Raw genomic sequence first — 22,658 nt, 5'->3', positions numbered from 1 at the left:
GAGCATCCAAGAACATCGAAGAGAACACCCATGCTGGACATCACCCAATTGCGCAAGGACCTGGACGCCGTGATCGCGCGTCTGCAGGCTCGCAAGACCCCTCAACCCTACCTGGACGTGGACCGCTTCAAGGCGCTGGAAGCAGAACGCAAGCAGGTGCAGATGCGCACCGAAGAACTGCAGGCCAAGCGCAACTCGCTGTCCAAGCAGGTGGGGCAGCTCAAGAGCAAGGGCGAGGACGCCAGCGCGCTGATGGCCGAAGTCGGAGGCATTGCCAACGAGTTGAAGGCCGGCGCCGAGCGCCTGGACGCCATCCAGACCGAGCTCAACCAGTTGCTGATGAGCGTGCCCAACTTGCCGCACGAGAGCGTGCCCGTGGGGTCAGGCGAAGAGGGCAACGTGGAAGTGCGCCGTTGGGGCACGCCGCGCGAACTGGGTTTCGAGGCGCGTGACCACGTGGACCTGGGGGCGCCGCTGGGCCTGGACTTCGAGACCGGCGCCAAGCTGTCGGGCTCGCGCTTCACCTTCATGAAGGGCCAAATCGCCCGCCTGCACCGTGCGCTGGCGCAGTTCATGCTGGACGTGCAGACGCAGGAGCACGGCTACACCGAGTGCTACACGCCCTACATCGTGAACCGGGAGGTGCTGGAGGGTACCGGCCAGTTGCCCAAGTTCAAGGAAGACATGTTCTGGGTGCTGCGTGGCGGCGATGAAGAGGCTGTGGAGCAATACCTGATTTCCACCTCGGAGATCTCGTTGACCAACAGCGTGCGCGAGCAGGTGCTGGATGCGGCGCAACTGCCCATCAAGCTGACGGCCCACAGCCCCTGCTTCCGTTCGGAGGCGGGCAGCGGTGGCCGGGACGTGCGCGGCATGATCCGCCAGCATCAGTTCGACAAGGTGGAGATGGTGCAGATTGCCCACCCCGAGAAGAGCTACGAGGCGCTGGAAGAGATGGTGGGCCATGCCGAGGCGGTGCTGAAGAAGCTGGGCCTGCCTTACCGTGTGATGTCGCTGTGCACCGGGGACATGGGTTTTGGCGCGGCCAAGACCTACGACCTGGAAGTGTGGCTGCCGGCGCAGAACACCTACCGCGAAATTAGCTCGTGCTCCAACTGCGAGGGCTTCCAGGCCCGCCGCATGCAGGCGCGGTTCAAGAACGCCCAGGGCAAGAACGAACTGGTGCACACGCTCAATGGCTCCGGCCTGGCGGTGGGGCGCACCCTGGTGGCGGTGCTGGAGAACTATCAGCAGGCAGATGGGAGCATTGAAGTGCCTGAAGCGCTGCGGCCCTACATGGGTGGCGTGGCGGTGCTGAAGGCGGCCTGAGGCTGCGCTGGCGTGCGAGCCCTTGCGCAGGGCTTGCACGCGGTTCGTACGCGGTTTGCGCAGGGCTCGCACGCAGTCGGCACGCGGCGTATTAGACTCTTGTTCGTGCCCTGAAAACGCTGCTACACTCTTGGTCTTTCTCGCACGCAACCCGCGAGACACCTATTCAGGGAAGGTGGCAGAGTGGTTGAATGTACCTGACTCGAAATCAGGCGTACGGTATCCCCGTACCGGGGGTTCGAATCCCCCCCTTCCCGCCAAAGAAGCCTTTATAGATCAAGGTACTAAGCCAGTCTGAGGACTGGCTTTTTTATTGCCTAAAACTCCGAAATCGCCCCGATTTCTGCATCATCGTTTCCGCAACTTTGGCGATTTCGTGGGCTTGGTGACCTCCCCGCGTCGCCTGTGACCGTCTTCGCCACATGCTCCTTGGTGTGTCCGAGCAGCTTTGAAGCGAGGGTCAGGTGTTCCACGTCGCTGGCCGCCCTTTCGCTCGGGTATCGCGGAACTGGAGCATCCGGATCCGCTCTGCCAGCGCGAGCCGTCCTGCTTCCACTGCGGCGGCAATGGCCTCCCTGCGGGCCACAACGAACCGCTTGTCCAAGGTCCCCGTCGTAGCGGCAGTCCACTCTCGGTCATCAACAGATGCAGGCCACGCACCTTGCGCTGCTTGATGCGGTCGATGACCTGGCCAGCAAGCCGGGCGTTCCGGCCGGCAAGGACTGGTCTTGCTTCCGAATCAGTGCAGGGACACCTCTTCCCGCCGTGCTGGCAATCGTGAAAGACAGGGAGAACATAAACTATGGCGCAACCCATTACACGATCGCCCCGGCCTTCGATATGCCACTGGAGCAGTTCAAACGGCTTCTGACTGAGCTGGCGAAGAACGCGGTGAAGGAAGTCGCATGATCACCATTCCCAACGGCTATGCGCCGATGCTTCTGCAGGCAGTCCGCGACGCCGGGCTGTATCACGAAGGTTTGATGCGGAGCGAAACCATCCGGCCGGAAGAACGTGCGGACTACGAGGAATACCACGTCCTGCTTACGCAGTTTCTTGCGTACTTGAAAGGCGAGTACGACGCTCATCAGGCTGAAATCGATGTGCCGCTTGAAAGGCTGTGCGTGTAGCGCTTGTCCGGTCGATCCGGCAGAGGTTGATGGCCGGGCCAGTGGTCGCCGTCCCGAAGGTCTGGCCAGCCACCCGGCCGCCGAAGGCGTGCCGCTGCAGGCAGTAAAAGCGCGCTGCGCGTTGGATGTCCGTGAGGGTCTCCACATGCGTGAGCTGCATCCACTTGAAAACCTCTCGACTCGACAAGGCCCATTTGAACTGCCGAACGAACTCCTCGAGGTGGTGCTGTACCACCCGGTAGAGGTTGACCAGGTCACCGTTGATGTCGTTGAGCACCTCGGTCTTGGCGGGCACCGGCGTAGGAAGTACAGGGCGGCGCCGCCGTCGCTTTGCTAGCCGCGAGTTACCCGGGGTGCGGGATGCTGGTCCGGATGGGAGATCGCCGTCAGCGCAGCACGTTGACCTTGTCGCCCAACCGGCGCGCCAGTGAATCCTGGACCAAGCGAACCAGCGCCTTGGCATGGGCCGCGGTCGCGCAGCAGCCTGTCAGCCGCTGTTCTATCTCGAAGTGCAGGAACAACAGCCCGCGCAGTTTGGTAAATGCCCTGGGGTTGTCATTCCCCGCGACAGTGGCGTTGTTGTCCAACACCTGTTCCATGACACCGCTGCTCAGCAGCTTCACCTTGCACAGCATGGCGAGCTGCACGATTTCGAGATCCACGGCTTCCACCTGCTGGATCCATCCCTTCGTGGTGTAGCAGTTCGCACCGGAGCGGGCGCTTGAGAGGGCGCCGGGGAGCGCACTGAGAGTGGCGCTTGACGTATGTTCCATGATGTCTGTCCTCCTGATGAGGCAGTCGCCACATCACGGCACCCATGCGGCTGAACTTGCGGTCAACGCAGGTTCATCGGCAACGGGCGCCGGTGATGCGGACTGTTTAACGGTACCGGAGCTTGGCGCTCGTGCTCACACGTGTGCCGGCGGTACCTTCAACGATCGCCTCGATCTGGGCCAGGGAGCCGATGACCGCCGTGTGGCCAGACCGGCGTGCAAACTGGCAGGCGGCCTGAACCTTGGGCCCCATGGAGCCGGCAGCAAATCCCAGCAGCTCCAGGTCGTCCGGATGGGCCTCGGCAATCGCGCGTTGGGTGGGCTTGCCCCAATCCACGTAGGTGCTGTCCACGTCGGTGGCGATGACCAGCAGGTCCGCCTCCAGCTCGCGCGCCAGCAGGGCGGAGCAAAGGTCCTTGTCGATCACCGCTTCCACACCGACCAGGCGGTTGCCCTCATACATGGTCGGGATGCCGCCGCCGCCAGCGCAGATGACCACCGTGCCATGCTCCAGCATCCACCGCACCGGACGCATCTCGAAGATGCGTTGCGGTTGCGGGCTGGCAACCACACGGCGGAACTTGTCGCCATCGGGCGCAATGCTCCAACCCTTTTCGCTGGCCAGCCGCTCGGCTTCTTCCTTTTCGTAGACCGGGCCGATCGGCTTGGTCGGGTTCATGAACGCCGGGTCCAGCGGATCGACTTCCACCTGCGAGAGGACAGTCGCCAGCGGCACTTCGAACGGCAGCAGGTTGCCCAGCTCCTGTTCGATCATGTAGCCGATCATCCCGTCAGTCTGGGCCCCCAGAACATCCAGAGGGTAGGGGTTGGCCGGGTCGTAGGCGTTGCCCTGCAGGGCCAGCAGACCCACCTGCGGCCCGTTGCCGTGCGCGATCACCAGCTCGCGGCCCGGGGCCACCTTGGCGATCTGCTCGCAGGCGATGCGGACGTTCTCACGCTGGTTCTCGGCCGTCATCGGCTGGCCGCGTCTCAACAGGGCGTTGCCGCCCAAGGCAATGACGATTCTCATGATGTGCTCCTTACAGGTCGGCCAGGGTGGACACCAGCACGGCCTTGATGGTGTGCATGCGGTTTTCGGCCTGCTCGAAAGCAATGTTGCATTCGGATTCGAAGACCTCTTCCGTCACTTCGATGCCGTTGGCCAGGTGCGGATACTTCTCGGCGATCTGGCGGCCGACCTTGGTCTCACAGTTGTGGAAGGCCGGCAGGCAATGCATGAACTTCACGCGCGGGTTGCCGGAGGCGCGCATCATGTCCATGTTGACCTGGTAAGGCAGCAGTTGCTCGATGCGCTCGCCCCAGACCTCCACCGGCTCACCCATGGAGACCCACACGTCGGTGTGGATGAAGTCCACACCCTTGACGGCTTCTGCCGGGTCTTCGGTCAGCATGATGCGAGCGCCCGATTCCTTGGCGAACTCCTGGCAGGCCTTGACGTGTTCTTCCAGGGGCCACAGGGCGCGGGGGGCGGCAATCCGCACGTCCATGCCCAGCTTCGCGCCGATCAGCAACAGCGAGTTGCCCATGTTGTTGCGGGCATCGCCCAGGTAGGCGTAGCTGATCTCGTGCAGGGGCCGCTCACTGTGTTCACGCATGGTGAGGACGTCGGCCAGCATCTGCGTCGGGTGGTATTCGTCGGTCAGGCCATTGAACACCGGTACGCCAGCGTACTTGGCCAGCTCTTCGACAACCTCCTGCTTGAAACCACGGTATTCGATGGCGTCGTACATGCGGCCCAGCACGCGGGCGGTGTCCTTCATGCTTTCCTTGTGGCCGATCTGGGAGGAGCCCGGATCGATGTAGGTGACGCTGGCGCCCTGGTCATGGGCGGCCACCTCGAAGGCGCAGCGGGTGCGGGTGGAAGTCTTCTCGAAGATCAGTGCGATGTTGTTGCGGCGCAGGAGCGGTTGCTCGGTGCCGGTGTACTTGGCACGCTTGAGGTCGCGGGCGAGGTCCAGCAGGTAACGCAGCTCACGCGGCGTGTGGTGCATCAGGCTGAGCAGATTGCGGTTGCTGAGGTTGAAGGCCATGATGTTTCTCCTTGAATGATGGGTTCGTTGGGGCGCGCACCACCCACGGGCGCGCGCCCGGAAGGGTTGAGAGGTCAGTAATCGACGGGGTCGCGGACGATGGGGCAGGTCATGCAGTGGCCACCGCCCCGGCCGCGGCCAAGTTCACCGGCGCTGATCGTGATCACCTCCACACCGGCCTTGCGCAGCAGGGTGTTGGTGTGCACGTTGCGGTCGTAACCGACCACGACACCAGGTTCCAGGCAGACGACGTTGTTGCCGTCGTCCCATTGCTCGCGCTCGGCTTCGTAGGCGTCACCGCCGGTCTGCACCACGCGCAGTTCTTTGAGGCCCAGCGATTCCGCAACGACCTCGATAAAAGGCTTGTCTTCGTGGCGGATGTCGATGCCCAAGGGCTTGGACGGGTCGGGGCGCAGGCTGAAGGGCACGATCTGCGAGACCACCTCCGGGAAGACGGTCACCAGGTCCCGGTCGCAGAAGCTGAAGACCGTGTCCAGGTGCATGGCGGCACGTGACTTGGGCAGCCCGGCGACGATGATGCGATCCACCACATTGTTCTGGAACAGGTTCATCGCCAATTGGCCGATGGCCTGGCGTGAGGTGCGCTCGCCCATGCCCACCAGCAGCACCCGGTTGCCGATCGGCATCACGTCGCCGCCTTCCAGGGTGGCCGCGCCGTGGTCCTGGTCGGGGTCGCCGTACCAGACGTTGATGGGCTGGCCCCCGAAGTCGGGGTGGAACTTGTAGATGGCGGTGGTCAGCAGTGTTTCCTGCCGGCGTGCGGGCCAGTACATCGGGTTGAGCGTGACGCCGTTGTAGATCCAGCAGGTGGTGTCCCGGGTGAACTGCGTGTTGGGCAGCGGCGGTAGCAGGAAGCTGGTGGGACCGATGAAGTCCGCCAACATGCGCAGCGAGCCGGACTCGCCGACACCATTGACCAGATCGGTGATCGAGACACCACCGATCAGGTATTCCGCCATGCGGCGTGGCTCCAGGCTCTTGAGCCAGCCGCGCACGTCGTTGTTGAGGCCGGGGCCCACGAGGTTGGCAGTGAGCTTGCGATCCAGCACCCAGTCGCGGGCTTCGGGGTTGGCCATGACTTCGCTGAGCAGGTTGTGCATCTCGACCACCTCGACGCCGCGTTCGCGCATCTTGGTGACGAAGTCGAAGTGGTCCCGCTTGGCCTGGCTCACCCAGATGACGTCGTCAAACAGAAGTTCGTCGCAGTTGCTCGGGGTCAGACGGGTATGGGCCATTCCGGGTGAGCAGACCATTACCTTGTGCAGACGGCCGACTTCCGAGTGAACGCCCAGGGTATGTGCAGACATGATGTTCTCCGTAAGGAAGTTGAAGGGGTTGGATCAGAGGTGCAGGAGGCCGGCGTACAGCCCGTAGGCGGCGCTGAGTGCACCCACCAGGACCACACCGAAGGTCACCGCCTCTGTTCGTGTGAAGACGCGCAGGCCTTGTTCACGCCGGGCCATCGCGAACAGCGCGGCGCCAGGGGCGTAGAGCAGGCAGGACAGCAGCAGGTATTGCAGGCCACCGGCATAGATCAGCCAGGCTGCATAGACCAGGGCGATGCCGGAGATGACCAGGTCACGGCGGCGTGCCGGGGCCTCGCCTTCGTAACCCTGGCCGCTCAAGGCCAGGCGTACCGCATAGGCTGCGGACCAGAAGTAGGGCACCAGGATCATCGAGGTGGCCAGGTACAGCAGGCTCAGGTAGCTCGAATTGCTGAACAGGGTGACGATGAGGAAGAGCTGGATGAGGCCGTTGGTGAGCCAGATCGCGTTGGCGGGCACGTGCCGGGCGTTCTCCTTGCGGAGGAAGGCCGGCATGGTGTGGTCCTTCGCGGCGGCATGCAGGATCTCCGCGCACAGCAGGGTCCAGGACAGCAGGGCTCCCGCCAGCGAGATGGCCAGGCCGACACTGATCAGGACGGCACCCCAGTGGCCCACGACATGCTCCAGCACCTGGGCCATGGACGGGTTGCGCAGTTGGGCCAGATCAGGCTGGGACATGATGCCCAGGGACAGCACATTCACGAGGACCAGCAGTGCCAGCACCCCGACGAATCCGATCACTGTGGCGCGCCCGACATCGCGCCGGCGTTCGGCCCGGGCCGAGTAGACGTTGGCGCCTTCGATGCCGACGAACACCCAGACGGTGACCAGCATCATGTTGCGCACCTGGTTCATCACGCTGCCCAGTTCCACGTTGCCGCGGCCCCAGAAGTCAGCCGTGAAGAGGTCCATCCGGAACGCGAGGGCCGCGATCACGATGAACATGATCAGCGGCACGATCTTGGCAATGGTGGTGAGCTGGTTGATGAAGGCGGCTTCCTTGATGCCGCGCTGGACGAGGTATTGCACGCCCCACAGCACCACGGAGGCGCAAACCACCGCCAACGGCGTATTTCCTTCGCCGAACCCGGGAATGAAATACCCAAGAGTGCTAAACAACAGCACGAAGTAACTAACATTACCAAGCCAGGCGGAAATCCAATATCCCCAGGCTGATGAAAATCCCATGAAATTTCCGAAACCGGCCTTGGCGTAAGCGTAAACGCCGGAATCGAGTTCCGGCTTTCGGTTGGCCAGATTCTGGAAAACGAAGGCCAGCATCAACATGCCAACCGCCGTGATTCCCCAGCCGATCAAGATTGCGCCGGGTGCGGCGCTGGCTGCCATATTTTGGGGGAGTGAAAATATACCCCCCCCGATCATCGAGCCCACCACCAACGCAATCAGCGCCGGTAGCTTGAGCTTTGCAACTGAATCAGACATGATTCATTCTCCTTTGGTGAACCTTTGTCGGCCGGATTGCAAGCGGCAATGGGGCCGTCGTTGAGATCAACGATACGCCGCAAACGCTTGCGTTCAAGGCAAAGGGCAGGGTTTCAGTCTTCAAACTTGATGCATCGCAAATTGACTGAAAGTAGCTGCGCAGTTCCTCGCCGACCCCACCTGCATTGAGAATTGGCAAGGTCCTTTGTGTTGTTTGGGTGATTCTTTTAACTCAGGGGAGGTGCCCTGTTATAGGGTCGCCCCGTGATGGTTGAAAGGACCCAGCTGATGAAGTTCGGCGAACTGAATACGCTTTGGCATACCTTGCCCGGCGCCGAGGTTTTGACAATGCTCAAAACCACGTCGCTAGGACTTGGAACTCCCGATGCGGTCGATCGTTTTCATGAAATCGGTCCCAATGAAATCGGGCGTGGCAGGCAGCGGGGATGGGCTTTTCGCTTCCTGTCTCAATTCCATAATCTGTTTATCTATGTCTTATTGATCTCGGCACTTGTGACCTTCTTATTGGGGCATCCGGTCGATACCGGCGTGATCCTGGCCGTGGTGCTGATCAACGCGTTGTTCGGCTTCGTGCAGGAAGGTCGGGCGGAGCAGGCTTTGGCGGCCGTGCAGTCGATGGTGTCCGACGGGGCCACGGTGCTGAGGGGCGGCCAGCGCGTATCGGTGGCGGCCAAGCAGGTGGTGCCGGGGGACTGCGTGGTGCTGGAGCCCGGCGAACGCGTGCCGGCCGACCTTCGTCTGTTGCGGGTCAGCAGCCTGAAGATCGACGAGGCGATGCTGACCGGCGAATCCGTGGCGGCGGACAAGCAGATCAGCCCCGTGGCCGCGTCGGCATCTCTTGGGGACCGCTCCTGCATGGCCTACTCCGGCACTTTGGTGGCGGCGGGGCAGGGCGTGGGGGTGGTGGTTGCCACCGGCGTGCAAACCGAGCTGGGACGCATCAGCACGATGCTGCGGAATGTGGAGGCCCTGTCCACGCCGCTGACCCGCGCCATGGATCGCTTCGCCAGGCAACTCACCGTGGCCATCCTCGTGATCGCCGCAGCGGTGTTCGGCTTCGCGGTGTGGGTGAGGCAGTACGACGTGGCCGACGCCTTCATCGCGGTGGTGGGCATCGCGGTGTCAGCGATCCCGGAAGGCCTGCCGGTGGTCATGACCATTGCGCTGGCCATGGGGGTGCAGCGCATGGCCCGGCACAAGGCGATCGTGCGCAATCTGCCGTCCGTAGAGACACTGGGTGCCGTCTCGGTGATCTGCTCGGACAAGACCGGCACCCTGACGCGCAATGAAATGAGCGTGCGCGAGGTATCGCTGGACGGAGCGTGCTACGAGGTCCAGGGCATGGGATATGCCCCGGTGGGCGCGGTGTCACGGCGCGGGTCTCCGATCGATGCCACCGGTGAAGTGGCCTTGCTCGCCTTCAGCCGAGCGGCCGCCTTGTGCAACGACGCCCACCTGGTGCGCGACGGCGAGCAGTGGCGCATCGAAGGGGATCCGATGGAGGGCGCCCTGCTGACCCTGGCCCGGCGCTGCGGCCACGACCTCGCGATGCTGGAGCGGGAATGGCCGCGCATTGCCGAGGTGCCCTTTGACGCCGCGCATCGCTTCATGGCAACGCTTCACCACCCGGAGGCGGCCACGCCCTGGATGGTCGTGAAGGGCGCGCCGGAAGCCGTGCTGGATCGATGCATCGACCAACGGCATGAGGGCGGGTCGCGTCCCTTGGAGAGGGCTTATTGGGACGCCGAGGTGGAACGACTGGCTTCCCAGGGCTATCGCGTGCTGGCGCTTGCCGCGCGCGACGCACCGAATGATCTCTGCGCGCTGGACATGGGCGACGTTCACGGCCTGACGCTGCTCGGGCTGCTGGGCATGATCGATCCGCCACGTGCGGAGGTCAGGCAGGCGGTGGCCGAGTGCCGGGCGGCTGGCATCCGGGTCAAGATGATCACCGGAGACCATGCGGCGACCGCCGCCGCCATTGCCCGGGAACTGGGCCTGGACGACCCCATCCGGGTCACGACGGGCCAGGAGGTCGAGCATCTGGACGATGTGGAGCTGGTGGCGGTGGCCCGGCGCTCCACGGTCTTTGCGCGCACCAGCCCGGAACACAAGCTGCGCCTGGTGAAGGCTCTGCAGGCCGACCGCAGCGTGATTGCCATGACCGGTGATGGCGTCAACGACGCGCCGGCGCTCAAGCGCGCGGATATTGGCGTGGCGATGGGAAACAGCGGCACGGCCGCCGCCAAGGAGGCGGCCGGCATGGTGTTGGCCGACGATAACTTCGCCACCATCGTGGCGGCGGTCAAGGAGGGGCGAACCGTCTACGCCAACCTGCGCAAGGTGATTGCCTGGACCTTGCCGACCAATGTCGGGCAGGCCCTGGTGATCATCGCCGCCATCCTGCTGGGCGCGGCCCTGCCGATGACGCCAGTGCAGGTGTTGTGGGTCAACCTGGTCACCGCTGTGGCCCTGGGCTTGACGCTGGCCTTCGAACCGGCAGAGCCCGATCTCATGCGGCGCCCGCCGCGCAGGCCGGACGCCCCCCTGTTGCGACCCTTCCTGTTATGGCGTGTCGCCTTCGTCTCCACGCTTTTTGCGGCGGGCAGCTTCGCCGCCTTCGAGTGGTCGCTGGCGCGTGGGGACACCATCGACCTGGCGCGCACCATCGTCGTCAATCTGCTGGTGGTGTTCGAAATCTTCTATCTGTTCAGCGTGCGCTACCTTCCCGGTACCTCGGTCACCTTGCGCGGCCTCTTCGGCACACCGGCGGTGCTGATGGGGGTGGGGGGCGTCGTGCTGTTGCAGCTGCTCTACACCTACGCACCCCCCTTGGGGACTCTGTTCCACACGGCGCCGGTCGACCTGCTCACTGGCGGGCTGATCGTCCTGGCGGGGGTCGGTCTGCTGGCCGTGTTGGAACTGGAGAAGCTCATCCTCCGCCGCCTGGGCGTTGACATGTCCTGATTCGCCAGGCGTCTATGCCCGAGTGGCGCTGTGGGACTTTCGCCCGGCCGCCCGATGTGCATGCGCAACAAATTGTGTGCGCTGCGGGCAACGCTTGCCTCTATCCGGGCGACCACCAGTCCAAATCAAGCGCTTGTGCGCTGCAGCAACCAATCTTCACGAATCGTGCGTTAGACGGCTGTTTGCTTTGTCCAAGCCGAAGCAGGCGTACGGAAACTCCTCCAAAGGTGGGTGGCTCCCGAGAGGGCTTGCGCCCATATTGCGCGTGGGTCTCTCAGTGGAGAGGGCCGCCCCAACACCGAGGACGAGTCGAAAACGATGAGATGGACAAGCATGAAGTCACAGGGCTGCGCAGCGCTTTCACTGCTGCTCTCGCTGTGCGCCTGCCCGGGCCTGGCCCGTGCCCAGGACACCCAGGACGCCAAGCCTGAGGCGGCGCTGATTGAGCGCGGCCGGCAATTGTCGATCGCCGCCGATTGCGCGGCCTGTCACACCGCCCCCAAGGGAGGGGCGCCATTCGCTGGCGGATACGGCATCGAGTCCCCGATGGGCGACATCATCGCCACCAACATCACCCCGTCCCAGAGCCATGGCATTGGCAGCTACACGCTGGCGCAGTTCCGTGCGGCCTTGCGTGAAGGGGTGCGCAAGGACGGTACCCATCTGTACCCGGCCATGCCCTACACGGCCTACACCCAGCTCACGGATGCGGACACGCAAGCGCTCTACGCCTACTTCATGCATGCCGTGAAGCCGGTCGACCAGCCCGTGGCCGAGACGAAGCTGCCGTTCCCCTTCAGCATCCGCGCCTCGATGGCGGTCTGGAATGCGCTGTTCCTCAAGGACGAGCGCTTCAAGCCCGACCCTGCGCAGCCGGAGCTGGTCAACCGCGGCGCCTACCTGTCCAACGCGCTGGCGCACTGCAGCGCCTGTCACACGCCGCGCAACATGCTGATGGCGGAACAGGTCGGCAAGCCCTTCCTGTCGGGCGGTTCGGTCGGCCCCTGGTTTGCGCCCAACATCACCTCGGACCCCGTGCAGGGTGTTGGTGGCTGGAGTGACGACGAGTTGCTGCAATACATGAAGACCGGCCGTGTGCAGGGCAAGGCCCAGGCCGCCGGCCCGATGGCCGAGGCGATCGAGCACAGCCTGCAGCACCTGCCTGATGAAGATCTCAAGGCCATCGTGGCCTACCTCAAGCAGGTGGCTCCCGTGGGCGGGGACGCCGCCAAGCCGCGTTACGGCTACGGTGAAGCCGCTCACGATGAATTCGACATGCGCGGTCTGACCCAGGGTGCCGATGCCGGATGGCGGGTGTTCAGCGGCAGTTGCGCCCATTGTCATCAGGCGAATGGCACCGGTACCAGCTCCAACGAGTACCCCTCGCTTTTCAACAACACCGCCACGGGGGGTGACCGTGCGGACAACCTCATTGCCACCATCTTGCATGGCGTGAACCGCACCGTGCAGGGCAAGCCGCACTTCATGCCGGCCTTTGGCGACGAGGCGTCCTATACCGACCGCCTTAGCGACCAGGAAATCGCGGACCTGAGCAATTACGTGCTCACCCGTTATGGCAATCACGCCGTGAAGGTCAGCGCCGACGACGTGCGGGTGGCCCGCGAAGGCGGCCCGAAGCCCTTCCTGGTCAAGGCCCGGCCGGCCATGGTGCCGGCGATGGTGCTGGTGGCCTTGCTGCTGCTGGCTGCAGTCATTGCGTTGCTGCGCCGTCGTGGCCAGCGCGCGCATTGAGGAGTTGCGATGACGAACGAACAAGACAACCAGGGCCTCAAGCTTTCCCGCCGCAACTTGCTGGAAGGCGTGACGCTGACCGGTGCGGCGCTGGCCCTCGGGGGCGTCGGCCTGCTGGCCGGCCAGAGCGGTGTGGCCGCCACCGCAGCGGCCGCGGGCGGCGCGGCCCTGTCCGCGGCGGACTTCCTGAGCCTGTCGATTTTTCTGACGGGGGGCCAGCCGCTGAATCCGGCACTGGCCAGCCGTTATCAGGCGGCACTGCAAAAGCGCGACCCGCAGTTCACCACCAGTGCCCAGGCCCTGCTGGGCCTGATCAACACGGGCAAGCCGGCCCATGTGGACGCGCTGCTGGCGGCGCCGGAGCTCCAGGATCCGTTGCGTGCGCTGATGTCGCGCATCGTCTCCGCCTGGTACCTGGGCATCGTCGGCCAGGACGCTGACGCCGAACTCATCAGCTACGCCAACGCGCTGATGTACCGGCCCACCCAGGACATGCTGGTCATCCCGACCTACGGCGCCGGTCCGGACTCCTGGGGCGAACAGCCCTCCCAGTCCACCGCCGCGACCACGCCGGCCACCACGCCAGCTACGAAGCCCGCTACGACGCCAGCTACGACGCCCGCCCACGCCCCCAACACTGAACACAAGTCATGAGCCAACAGTACGACGCCGACCTGATCGTCATCGGGTCCGGGGTGATGGGCGGCCTGATCGCCAGCCGCATCGCCAAGGCGGGCAAGTCCGTCATCATTCTTGAAGCCGGGCCGCGCGTGCGCCGCGCCGACGTGGTGGAAACCTTCCGCAACGCGCCGGTCAAGCTCTCGCTGGCCAACATGAAGCTTCAGGGCGCGGGCTCGCCATTCCCGAATCCGCCACACATCCCGTCCACCTACGGGCCTTACCTGCGCCAGACCGGTCCGGTGGCCTATCCGACCAAGTACCTGCGTGTGGTGGGCGGGACCACCTGGCACTTCGGCTCGGCGCTGTGGCGCATGATCCCGAACGACTTCAAGCTCAAGAGCCTGTATGGCCGGGGCCGCGACTGGCCGATCGGCTATGACGATCTGGAGCCCTACTACTGCCAGGCGGAAGAGGAACTGGGCGTGTCCGGCCAGGACGGCCAGGACGAAAGCGGCCACGGTGGTGAGGCCAGCCCGCCGCGCTCCAAGCCTTTCCCGATGAAGCCGCTCAACGAGCCCTACTTCATGAAGCGGGTGGCCGACATGCTCAAGCCGGGCGGCTACAACCCGGTCATCGAGCCGCACGGCCGCGCCTCGCGCCCCTACGGCAACCGGCCGGTCTGTGCCGGCAACAACAACTGCAATCCGGTCTGCCCGATCGGTGCGAAGTACGACGGCTCGATGCACATCGATGAGGCCGAACGTGCCGGCGCCAAGCTGCTGGAGAACGCGGTGGTCTACCGCATCGAGGCGGGTGACGACGGCAAGATCACGCGGGTGCATTACAAGAAACCCGACGGCACCAGCGTGGCGCTGACAGCACGCCACTTCGTGCTGGCCGCGTACGCGATCGAAGGCCCCAAGCTGCTGCTGATGTCGACCTCGGAGAAGTATCCGAACGGCATCGCCAACTCCTCCGACCAAGTGGGCCGCAACCTGATGGGCCACACCGGCATCAGCATGAACATCATGATGAATGAGGATGTGTGGCCGGGCCAGGGGCCGACCGAGCTGCTGGTCTACCTGAACTACCGCGATGGCGCATTCCGCAAGGACATCCCCAGTTACAAGACCAAGTTCCGCAACACCGTGCCGACGCAGCAGATCGCCGCAGGCCTGCTGGCCAAGGGCGTGATGGGATCGAAGCTGGACGAGGAGATTCGTCGCCAGTCCGCCCGTTCGCTGAACGTGGCGGTGGACTTCGAGACCGAAGCCCAGCCGCAAAACCGCATCGTGCCCAGCAAGACGCACAAGGACGCGCTGGGCATCCCGGTGCCGGAGATCTACTACAGCGTCAACGACTACTGGAATGCAGGCCGTGACTTCGCGGTCAAGGACCTGCAGAAGATGGCCAAGCTGATGAACGCCGACATTCTCAAGATGGACACCGGCCATCAGGATCGCCAGCACATCATGGGCACGACCATCATGGGCGACGACCCGAAGGATTCGGTGGTGGACCGTGACTGCCGCACCCACGACCATCCGAACTTCTTCATCGCTGGCACTGGTGTGATGCCTTCGGCCTCGTGCATGAACCCGACGCTGACGGGTGCGGCGTTGAGCCTGCGCATTGCCGAGACGCTGCTGAAGGAAATCTGATGCCGGCTGCGGGTGGCTGAGCGCCATCCGTGTGGACGTCTGCGGCCTCGGCGGCCTAGTGTTGCCGGGGCCATTTTCATGGTGCCGGGAGGCGCCATGCGCACAACAATTTTTCAACGATCAAGAGGGAAGTAGCGATGAACTGGTTGGACCGATTGAGCGTGGGTGCCAAGCTCGGGTTGGCGTTCATGAGCGTGGTGCTGCTCACGGCGGTGATGGGCGGTACGGGCCTGTTTCAACTCTCGCGTGTGAGCGACGCGGCCACGGCGGTCGGTAGCAACTGGATGCCGTCGCTGTCGGCAGCGCAGGTCATTCGTTATCAGTTCATCCGCCACCGGATGAAGGAATATCGCCTGCTGCTCTCCACCGATGCGGACCGGGGTCAGAACGAGAAGGGCCTGCTGGATGTGCGCGCCGATGTGCTCAAGAGCATCCAGGACGAAGAAAAGCTCTCCAGCACGCCGGAGGAACTCGACACCGTCCGCCAGATCCGCAACAGCTGGCAGGCCTACACCGTGTTGAGTGACAAGGTGGTGGAAGTCAACCGGCGCAATGACCACGCGGGTTCCATGCAGGCGATCAAGGACGGGCAGGCGGGCTACGACGTGGTGCTCAAGGGCATCGAGCGCATGATCCAGCTGGAAAGCGACGGCAGCGAAGCCGCCAACCAGCAGAGCGTGGACATTGCTGCGCGCAGCCGGTGGGTCATCGGCGGCCTGACGCTGGCCGCCATGGTGCTGAGCCTGGTGATGGCCGTGGCCATCACGCGCGCCATCGTGGGTCGCCTGGCGGCCTCGGTGAAGCTGGCCGAAGCGGTGGCGCAGGGGGACCTGCGCGGTACGCTGGCGGCCCGCGGCCATGACGAAGTGGCCCAACTGCAAGGAGCGCTCTCACGCATGGTGGGGCAACTGCGGCAGGTGGTGGGGGAGGTGCGCCATGGCGTGGACGCCGTATCGACCGCTTCGTCGCAGATCTCCTCAGGCAACCTGGACCTGTCCGCCCGGACCGAGCAGACCGCTTCCAACCTGGAGCAGACCGCCTCCAGCATGGAAGAGCTCACCGGCACGGTGGCCCAATCCGCCGACACCGCGCGCCAGGCCAACCAGCTGGCCACCCATGCCGCAGCGGCGGCCACCCGGGGTGGTGAGGTGGTGGGGCAGGTGGTGCAGCGCATGGCGAGCATCAGTGAGGCTTCGCGCCGTATTGCCGACATCATCGGTGCCATCGACGGGATCGCTTTCCAGACCAACATCCTGGCGCTGAATGCGGCTGTGGAAGCGGCCCGCGCGGGTGAGCATGGCAAGGGCTTTGCCGTGGTGGCTTCCGAAGTGCGCGCGCTGGCGCAGCGCAGTGCCGAGGCGGCCCGTGAGATCAAGGGCCTGATTGCCAGGTCAGTGGAAACGGTGGAGGCCGGGACCGATGACGTGGCCCAGGCGGGCCAGAGCATGGAAGAAATCGTCACCAGCGTGCGTCGGGTGACGGACCTGATGGGCGAGATCGCCTCGGCCTCCAACGAGCAGCGTGATGGCATCCATCAGGTCAACCAGGCCGTGGCCCAGTTGGACCAGATGACGCAGCAGAACGCGGCGCTGGTGGAAGAGTCGAGCGCGGCTTCCACGTCGCTGCAGGAACAGGCGCAGCGGCTGTCGGAAGTGGTGTCGGTGTTCCGCGTGGCCTGAGCACGCGCGCGGCCAGGCCGGCGGTTCCCTTAGACTCGCGGCACGGAAAATCCCTGATCCCCGCCGGCCGTCTTTATGGCCCCATGCCGCATGTCCACCGCCATCTCCATCGCCATCGAACCCGCCCATCAGCCTGACGTTCTCGCGCTCATCGAAGCGCTGGACGCGTATCAGGTGCCCCTGTACCCGGCGGAGAGCCACCACGGGATCGACATGACGGCGCTCTCGCAGCCCAACGTGGTGTTTGCCGTGGCGCGGGATGCTGAGGGCGCGGCCGTCGGCTGCGGCGCCATCGTCGTCGGGCCGGCGTTTGCCGAGCTCAAGCGCATGTATACCAAGCCCTCCCATCGGGGCCAGGGCATTGCCCGGTCCTTGCTGGAGGTGCTGGAAACGCAGGCTCGGGCACGCGGCGCCCGGCAGTTCACGCTGGAGACGGGATATCTTCAGCCCGAAGCGATCGGCCTGTATGAGCGCATGGGCTACCAGCGGTGCGGCCCGTTTGGCGACTACGCAGAAGACCCGAACAGCGTCTTCATGGCCAAGAAGGTCGCCTGATCATGCACAACGCGACTTCTAAGCCGACGGCAGCGACGCCGCTGGCCGTGAAACTGCTGGTCGGGCTGGGAGTGCTGGCCGTGCTGTACCTGGGCCGCGACGTGCTGGAACCCATCACGCTGGCCGGCATGTTGAGCTTTTTGATGGCGCCGGTGGTGCGCAAGCTCCGCAGCCTGGGCCTGAACCAGACCACGGCCGCCATCGGAACGCTGACACTGGCCGGGCTGGTGGTGAGCGGCATCGCGATGGTCATCCTGGTGCAACTCGGCGCCATGTCGCGCGAACTGCCGGCCTACGAGGCCAATGTGCGCGCCAAGGTAGCCCAGCTGCGGATGCTGACCCTGGATCAGCTGCACGAAGCCCAGGGGCGGGCAGGGCGGATGATCGGGGACATGGCGGTGCCGTCCGGGGGCCGTGCAGGGCCAAATGCGGATGCCAATGCAGCAGCGGATGAGCCTGCGGACCGGTCCGCCGACCGGCCCACCGAGCGCCAAGCGGAGAGCAGCGCCACTCTCATACGCCAGTTCCTGGCCGCCGTCTGGGGCCCGGTAGGCGTGGTGGGCATCGTGGTGCTGGTGCTGGTGTTTGCTCTGCTGGAGCAGGACGCCCTGCGGGACCGGATGATCCGGCTGGTGGGCGGGCGTGATGTGCGCGCGGCCACCAGCGCCTTCAATGACGCGGGGCAGCGGCTGTCGCGCTATTTCGTCTCGCAGTTCCTGGTGAATGTGGGCGTGGGCCTGGTGATTGGCCTGCTGCTGTTTGCCATGGGTGTGCCGCACGCCATGATCTGGGCGGTGCTGGCCGGCCTGCTGCGCTTCATCCCCTATGTGGGCTTCCCGGCCGCTGCGGTGTGCGCCGGGGTGATGTCCGCCGCCATGGCGCCCGGCTGGGACCTGATGTGGTCGACGCTGCTGATCTTCCTGGCAGTGGAGGTGGTGGTGGCGCACGTGATCGAGCCCCAGCTGTACGGCCACGCCACCGGCCTGTCGCCGTTCTCGGTAGTGGTCTCCGCCATCTTCTGGAGTGCGTTGTGGGGGCCGGTCGGGCTGCTGCTGTCCACGCCGCTGACCCTGTGCCTGGTGGTGGCGGGCCGGCATGTGGCGGCGTTGTCCTTCCTGGACGTGCTCCTGGGCGATGCCCCGGCGCTGGACCTCTCGCAACGGTTCTACCAGCGCAGTCTCAGCGGCGACGCCGTGGAGATCGTGGCCAACGCGCGTGCCTTCCTGAAACGCCGGACGCTGGCCACCTACTGCGACAAGGTGGTGATGCCGGCGCTGGACCTGGCGCGGCAGGACATGGAGCAGAACCTCATCAGCCCCGAACAGCGTCTGGCCGCGCAGCAGGTCATCCTGCAGGTGTTTGCGGCGCTCACCCACGCCCCGCATGCCCGGCGACGGGCTGGCGCCGTGCTGGACGGCAGCGACCTGGGCCTGCGCATGCGGCAGGACCGTCTCAACACCGAAGGCCGCTGGCAGGGCGCGATGGATGTGCCCGCCGGTTCGGTCATGCTGTGCGTGAGCATGGGGGGCCGAGGCGCCCACCTGATGGCCGAAATCCTGGTGCGGGTGCTGCGTGATGGCCGCTTCGACGCTCGTCATGTCACCGCACAGGAACTGACCGGACCGCCGGACGAAGCGAAGCTCGAAGCGATCGGAACCGTGTTTGTCGTGGGCGCGGCCGTGGACGAACAATTGGCGCAGGACAGCGTGCTGCTCAACCAATGCCTGTCGGAGTTGCCGGCAGCGCATGTCGTAATGGTGATGCCCGCTGGACAAGCAACCCACAACCCGATCGCCAATGAGCGGCCACATCACACGGCCTACTCCTTCGAAGAGGTGATGGCGCTGGTGCAGAAAGCTTGAAGGGGCCCTGAACGGAGCTTGCACGGGACTTGAAGCGCGCCGCAAGCGCGATACTCCCGGGCACGTTTTCTGCTTCGTCTACGGGATGAGTGACCTACCCCTACCCACCCCCCATGACGCCACCGCCACCACCCCGGCGCTGGCGACGATGGGCGACCTGACCATCCGCTCCCACTCCACGTTTGAGGATGCGCAGGCGATCTTTACCGGCACGCTGTTCGTGTCGCTCGCGCTGATCCTGTTTGCCCAGGTCGGGCTGCTCACGGGCGGCACCGCTGGCGCGGCCTTTGTGCTGCACTACGCCACAGGCATCAGCCTGGGCAAACTGTTCTTCGTGATCAATCTGCCGTTCTACTGGTTCGCCTGGACACGAATGGGCCGGGAATTCACCCTCAAGACCTTCATCTCCATTGCGATCCTGTCGCTGCTGACGGAGTTTTCGCCTCGGCTGTTTGCCATCGATCGCCTGCATCCCGCCTACGCGGCAGTGCTGGGCGGGCTGCTGCTGGGGTCGGGCTGCCTGTTCCTGGCCCGGCACCGCGCCAGCCTGGGTGGCGCCACCATCGTGTCGCTCTATCTGCAAAAGGCGAAGGGCTGGCGGGCAGGCAAGGTGCAGATGGTGATGGATTGCGCCATTGTGCTGCTGGCCCTGACCGTCATTTCACCGGACCGGGTGGCGTACTCCGTATTGGCGGCCGTGGTCATGAACCTGTTTATTGCGGTGAACCACAAGCCGGGGCGTTACGCCGTCCTGTGACGGCGGTGGAGTGACTGCGGTGTTGAGATCGCCGCGTTGCGAGAGCGGTGCTGAGCGCCGGCCGTATGCATCCACGACGGTTGAAATTAAGGGTAAACCCTTTGTTTTTGGCGTCTGAATCCGGCTCCATCCCGAGCTGATCGGCCGGACCGCAAAAAAATTGGTTTGTTTTAAAAATCGCCCTAAAGTCCAGGCCACTGGTGCCGAAAAACCGAACATGCCCGTAAAGGCACGTAGGCGGGGGAGGTTTTCCCGCTCGGTATCCGCTGACCGTTTCCGCGGAATCCTTCGTGGAGGCTCATCATGATCTCTGCTCTCGCAACCACCGCGACCAGCTCCGCTTCAAGCGCTGCGCCGCTACGCAGCCGCGAGCAGGAGTCCGTCAGTCCCTCGGACGCGCCTGAAGCGTCCGCAGTGGTCACCCTGTCCGCCGCCGGCACCTCGCTGGCCGCGCGCGCTTCCACGTCTGCTGCTGCTTCTCCAAGCGCTTTGGCCACTCAGACGGCGCAGCCTGCCCAGGCCGCCCAGGCGACGCAAGCATCTCAACCGGCTGCTGCTGCCGTTCGCGCTGCGGCCGCGCCTGCTACCCCATCGGCCGCCGCACCTGCTGCTGCCGGCTCGGTCGGGTCTGCGGCCAGCACCGCATCGACAGCACCGGCTGATGCGACTGATACGACTGCGGCCGAGACCAGCGAAAGCACGCTCTCCCTGGTGCCCAACCTGATCTACGCCCCCGCTGATGGCAATGAAGACGGTGTGATCTCGGCGGCAGAACAGCAGGCGTATGACCTGGAACAGTTCCCTGAAGGCATGGAACGCCCGGCCGCGCCGCCGGTGCCGGCCCGGGTGAACCAGGAATTGCGCGAATACGCCGCCGTTGCCCAGGGCGGCGACGACTGAGCTGCCCGCCCTGTGTCGCCGCGTTTCTGAATGGGCGACAGTTCGTCTGCACTGTCCGCCGTCCACCCCCAGCCCACCCCCCCGCATCACCCCCTTTGGAGGGCCCACCTCAGGTGGGTAGCCCATCCTCCGCTTCACGCGCACAGTCTCGCCATCGTGGTCGCCAGGCCGCGCAGGAGACGGACATGCATTTCGCTGAAGTCGATACGGGGGACTACCGCATCTATGCCGGCGCCATCGAGCGCCCACGCCAGTTCGGTTACGTGGCGGCCGTAGTGGTCATGCGCCAGGACCGGGCCCCGGACAAGCGCGAGGCCTACCGGGATGAAAACCTGGCGGGTGGTTATGGCTGGGCCACCCCGGCCGAGGCGCTGCGGTTTGCCATCAATGCCGGCAAGGAAGCCGTCATGTGCAGCATCGGCATGCGAGCCTGAGGTCCGCCATGTGCAGCACCTCGGCGCCACGCATTCGGCGGACGATCTACGCCATCGGCCAAACCCGCCTGGTCGGCACCGCCCGGCCCCGTGGCGCGGCGGGAGACCGCCCCGGCGCCAAACCCCGTCTGCCGCAGTGCTCCCCAGACAGCCATGCCCCCGTGCGATTGCCGCGTAGCCGCACGTCGCTCAAGCGGCCCAGACCGTCTTTCGTCGCCTGACCGCGCACCCACCCTTGGTGGGCCGCCGCCCCGCCGTTATCGTGCGGGCATGTCCTCTTCGCCCCACGCGTCCCCACCAACGCCCATTGCCCGCGCGGTTGCGCAGCCCTGGCAGGGCTTTGTCTCGTACCTGACACCACAGCGGGTGCTGCTGGCGCTGGCGCTGGCCACCGTGGCGGCCTTGGTGCTCGACCCCATCTTCATCACCCCTTTCCCGGTGCTCCTGGGGCGCACCATGTTCGTGGGCATGCTGGCGCTGTTGGCATTTTCCGCAGCTGGTCAGTGGCCGCGGCGCCTGCCGCGCTGGTGGGCACGCTGGCTGTTCCAGGTGGTGGTGGTGGCTGCTGCCGTGCCCGTGGCCACGCTGGTGGTGTATCTGGTGGCGGTGGGCGGGGACCTGGCCAGCCTGGTGCAGTCGGAAGCCCGGATGATGGGTTTCATGTGGATTGCCGGCTCCGGTCTGGTCGTCGGGCCCTTGCTGGCCATGGGGGCGCTGTATCGCCAGCGCGATGCGGAGGCGCGCAACCAGGCCCTGAGTTTCGAACTGGAGCGAAGCGAGCTGGAACGCCAGGCACTGGATGCCCGGCTGCGGCTGCTACAGGCCCAGGTGGAACCGCACTTCCTGTTCAACACGCTGGCCAATGTCCGCGCGCTGGTGGAAACGGGGTCCCCCCAGGCCGCTCCCGTGCTGCGCAGCCTGATCGCCTACCTGCGCGCCGCCATGCCGCGGCTGCAGGGGGAGAGCACCACGCTGGCGGACGAAGTCTCGCTGGTGCAGGCCTATCTGGAGCTGATGCATCTGCGCATGCCCGACCGGTTGAGCTACAGCGTGGATCTGTCGCCGGCGCTGAGCGGCCTGCGTTTTCCGCCCATGGCGTTGTTGACCCTGGTGGAGAACGCGGTGCGCCATGGCATCGATCCCGGGGAGGATGGCGGCCGCATCGACGTGGGCGGCGAACTGCTCGACGGCCAGGTCCGGCTGTGGGTCAGCGACACCGGCGTGGGCATGACGCAGGACATGGGGGCCGGCACCGGCTTGCGCAACCTGCGTGAGCGCCTGACCTTGTTCTATGGGCTCTCGGCGGGGCTGACGCTCACCGAGAATCAGCCTCATGGCCTGAGGGCAGACATCCGGTTCACACCGCATTGAACAAGA

General features: G+C 65.0%; 19 protein-coding genes, 1 tRNA gene and 1 pseudogene. 15 read left to right on the top strand and 6 right to left on the bottom strand.

All coding sequences use genetic code 11. The annotated features are described in order from the left end of the window. The first annotated feature begins 30 nt into the window (after positions 1-30). The 4 genes from serS (at position 31) to BMY53_RS03165 (ending at position 2,459) form a co-directional block, all read left to right on the top strand. Positions 31-1,329: a serine--tRNA ligase gene (serS, locus tag BMY53_RS03180; RefSeq protein WP_092943482.1), complete on the top strand. Its 1,299-nt coding sequence runs from the start codon at positions 31-33 to the stop codon at positions 1,327-1,329. A 169-nt stretch (positions 1,330-1,498) separates the two neighbouring features. Further along, positions 1,499-1,589, top strand: a tRNA-Ser gene (locus BMY53_RS03175). Between the two features lie 385 nt (positions 1,590-1,974). Then, on the top strand, positions 1,975-2,238 hold the full coding sequence (locus BMY53_RS03170) for a Tse2 family ADP-ribosyltransferase toxin (RefSeq protein WP_092943480.1): 264 nt from the start codon (positions 1,975-1,977) through the stop codon (positions 2,236-2,238). Continuing rightward, positions 2,235-2,459, top strand: coding sequence for a hypothetical protein (locus BMY53_RS03165; protein ID WP_218151165.1), 225 nt, complete (start codon positions 2,235-2,237; stop codon positions 2,457-2,459). Before BMY53_RS03170 ends, BMY53_RS03165 begins: the two co-directional genes overlap by 4 nt. Positions 2,460-2,463: 4 nt before the next feature. Here the strand turns inward: BMY53_RS03165 and BMY53_RS03160 are convergent. The 6 genes and pseudogenes from BMY53_RS03160 to arcD form a co-directional block, all read right to left on the bottom strand. After that, positions 2,464-2,783 (bottom strand): annotated as a pseudogene (locus tag BMY53_RS03160) (DNA adenine methylase); the annotation flags it as partial. A gap of 62 nt (positions 2,784-2,845) precedes the next feature. Then, on the bottom strand, positions 2,846-3,121 hold the full coding sequence (locus BMY53_RS03155) for a hypothetical protein (protein ID WP_218151164.1): 276 nt from the start codon (positions 3,119-3,121) through the stop codon (positions 2,846-2,848). Positions 3,122-3,338: 217 nt separating this feature from the next. After that, positions 3,339-4,262, bottom strand: a complete 924-nt coding sequence (arcC, locus tag BMY53_RS03150; protein WP_092943476.1) for a carbamate kinase — start codon at positions 4,260-4,262, stop codon at positions 3,339-3,341. Positions 4,263-4,272: 10 nt separating this feature from the next. Continuing rightward, positions 4,273-5,283 (bottom strand): ornithine carbamoyltransferase, encoded by a 1,011-nt coding sequence (locus tag BMY53_RS03145; protein WP_092943474.1) that lies wholly within the window; start codon positions 5,281-5,283, stop codon positions 4,273-4,275. 74 nt (positions 5,284-5,357) lie between these two features. After that, the gene (gene arcA / locus BMY53_RS03140) at positions 5,358-6,611 is read right to left on the bottom strand and encodes an arginine deiminase (protein WP_092943472.1); all 1,254 of its coding nucleotides are present in this window, start codon (positions 6,609-6,611) and stop codon (positions 5,358-5,360) included. Between the two features lie 33 nt (positions 6,612-6,644). Further along, entirely contained in the window at positions 6,645-8,072 is a 1,428-nt protein-coding gene (gene arcD / locus BMY53_RS03135) for an arginine-ornithine antiporter (RefSeq protein ID WP_092943470.1), read from the bottom strand. Between the two features lie 288 nt (positions 8,073-8,360). On the opposite strand from arcD, the gene BMY53_RS03130 reads away from it, so the two are divergent. The 11 genes from BMY53_RS03130 (at position 8,361) to BMY53_RS03080 (ending at position 22,652) form a co-directional block, all read left to right on the top strand. Continuing rightward, positions 8,361-11,060, top strand: coding sequence for an HAD-IC family P-type ATPase (locus BMY53_RS03130; protein ID WP_092943468.1), 2,700 nt, complete (start codon positions 8,361-8,363; stop codon positions 11,058-11,060). Between the two features lie 333 nt (positions 11,061-11,393). Continuing rightward, positions 11,394-12,812: a cytochrome c gene (locus BMY53_RS03125; protein WP_092943467.1), complete on the top strand. Its 1,419-nt coding sequence runs from the start codon at positions 11,394-11,396 to the stop codon at positions 12,810-12,812. 9 nt (positions 12,813-12,821) lie between these two features. Then, positions 12,822-13,466, top strand: coding sequence for a sugar dehydrogenase complex small subunit (locus tag BMY53_RS03120; RefSeq protein ID WP_092943465.1), 645 nt, complete (start codon positions 12,822-12,824; stop codon positions 13,464-13,466). Then, entirely contained in the window at positions 13,463-15,094 is a 1,632-nt protein-coding gene (locus BMY53_RS03115) for a GMC family oxidoreductase (RefSeq protein ID WP_092943463.1), read from the top strand. Before BMY53_RS03120 ends, BMY53_RS03115 begins: the two co-directional genes overlap by 4 nt. 137 nt (positions 15,095-15,231) lie before the next feature. Next, positions 15,232-16,773 carry a methyl-accepting chemotaxis protein gene (locus BMY53_RS26655; RefSeq protein ID WP_092943461.1) on the top strand — a complete coding sequence of 514 codons (1,542 nt, stop codon included), beginning with the start codon at positions 15,232-15,234 and terminating at the stop codon, positions 16,771-16,773. A 90-nt stretch (positions 16,774-16,863) separates the two neighbouring features. Continuing rightward, positions 16,864-17,328: a GNAT family N-acetyltransferase gene (locus BMY53_RS03105; RefSeq protein ID WP_177200690.1), complete on the top strand. Its 465-nt coding sequence runs from the start codon at positions 16,864-16,866 to the stop codon at positions 17,326-17,328. A 2-nt stretch (positions 17,329-17,330) separates the two neighbouring features. Beyond that, positions 17,331-19,190: an AI-2E family transporter gene (locus BMY53_RS03100; RefSeq protein WP_092943459.1), complete on the top strand. Its 1,860-nt coding sequence runs from the start codon at positions 17,331-17,333 to the stop codon at positions 19,188-19,190. A 148-nt stretch (positions 19,191-19,338) separates the two neighbouring features. After that, complete coding sequence (locus BMY53_RS03095) at positions 19,339-19,947, top strand: YitT family protein (RefSeq protein ID WP_255370018.1); 609 nt, start codon at positions 19,339-19,341, stop codon at positions 19,945-19,947. Between the two features lie 303 nt (positions 19,948-20,250). Next, positions 20,251-20,847, top strand: a complete 597-nt coding sequence (locus BMY53_RS25315; protein WP_143073894.1) for a hypothetical protein — start codon at positions 20,251-20,253, stop codon at positions 20,845-20,847. A 185-nt stretch (positions 20,848-21,032) separates the two neighbouring features. After that, entirely contained in the window at positions 21,033-21,281 is a 249-nt protein-coding gene (locus BMY53_RS03085; RefSeq protein WP_092943453.1) for a hypothetical protein, read from the top strand. A 270-nt stretch (positions 21,282-21,551) separates the two neighbouring features. Next, positions 21,552-22,652 carry a sensor histidine kinase gene (locus tag BMY53_RS03080; RefSeq protein WP_177200689.1) on the top strand — a complete coding sequence of 367 codons (1,101 nt, stop codon included), beginning with the start codon at positions 21,552-21,554 and terminating at the stop codon, positions 22,650-22,652. The last annotated feature ends 6 nt before the right edge of the window (positions 22,653-22,658 follow it).

The organism is Roseateles sp. YR242 (assembly GCF_900109745.1).
In the GTDB taxonomy this organism is placed as follows: Bacteria; Pseudomonadota; Gammaproteobacteria; order Burkholderiales; family Burkholderiaceae_C; genus Roseateles.
This window is presented reverse-complemented; position numbering and strand designations above follow the sequence as displayed.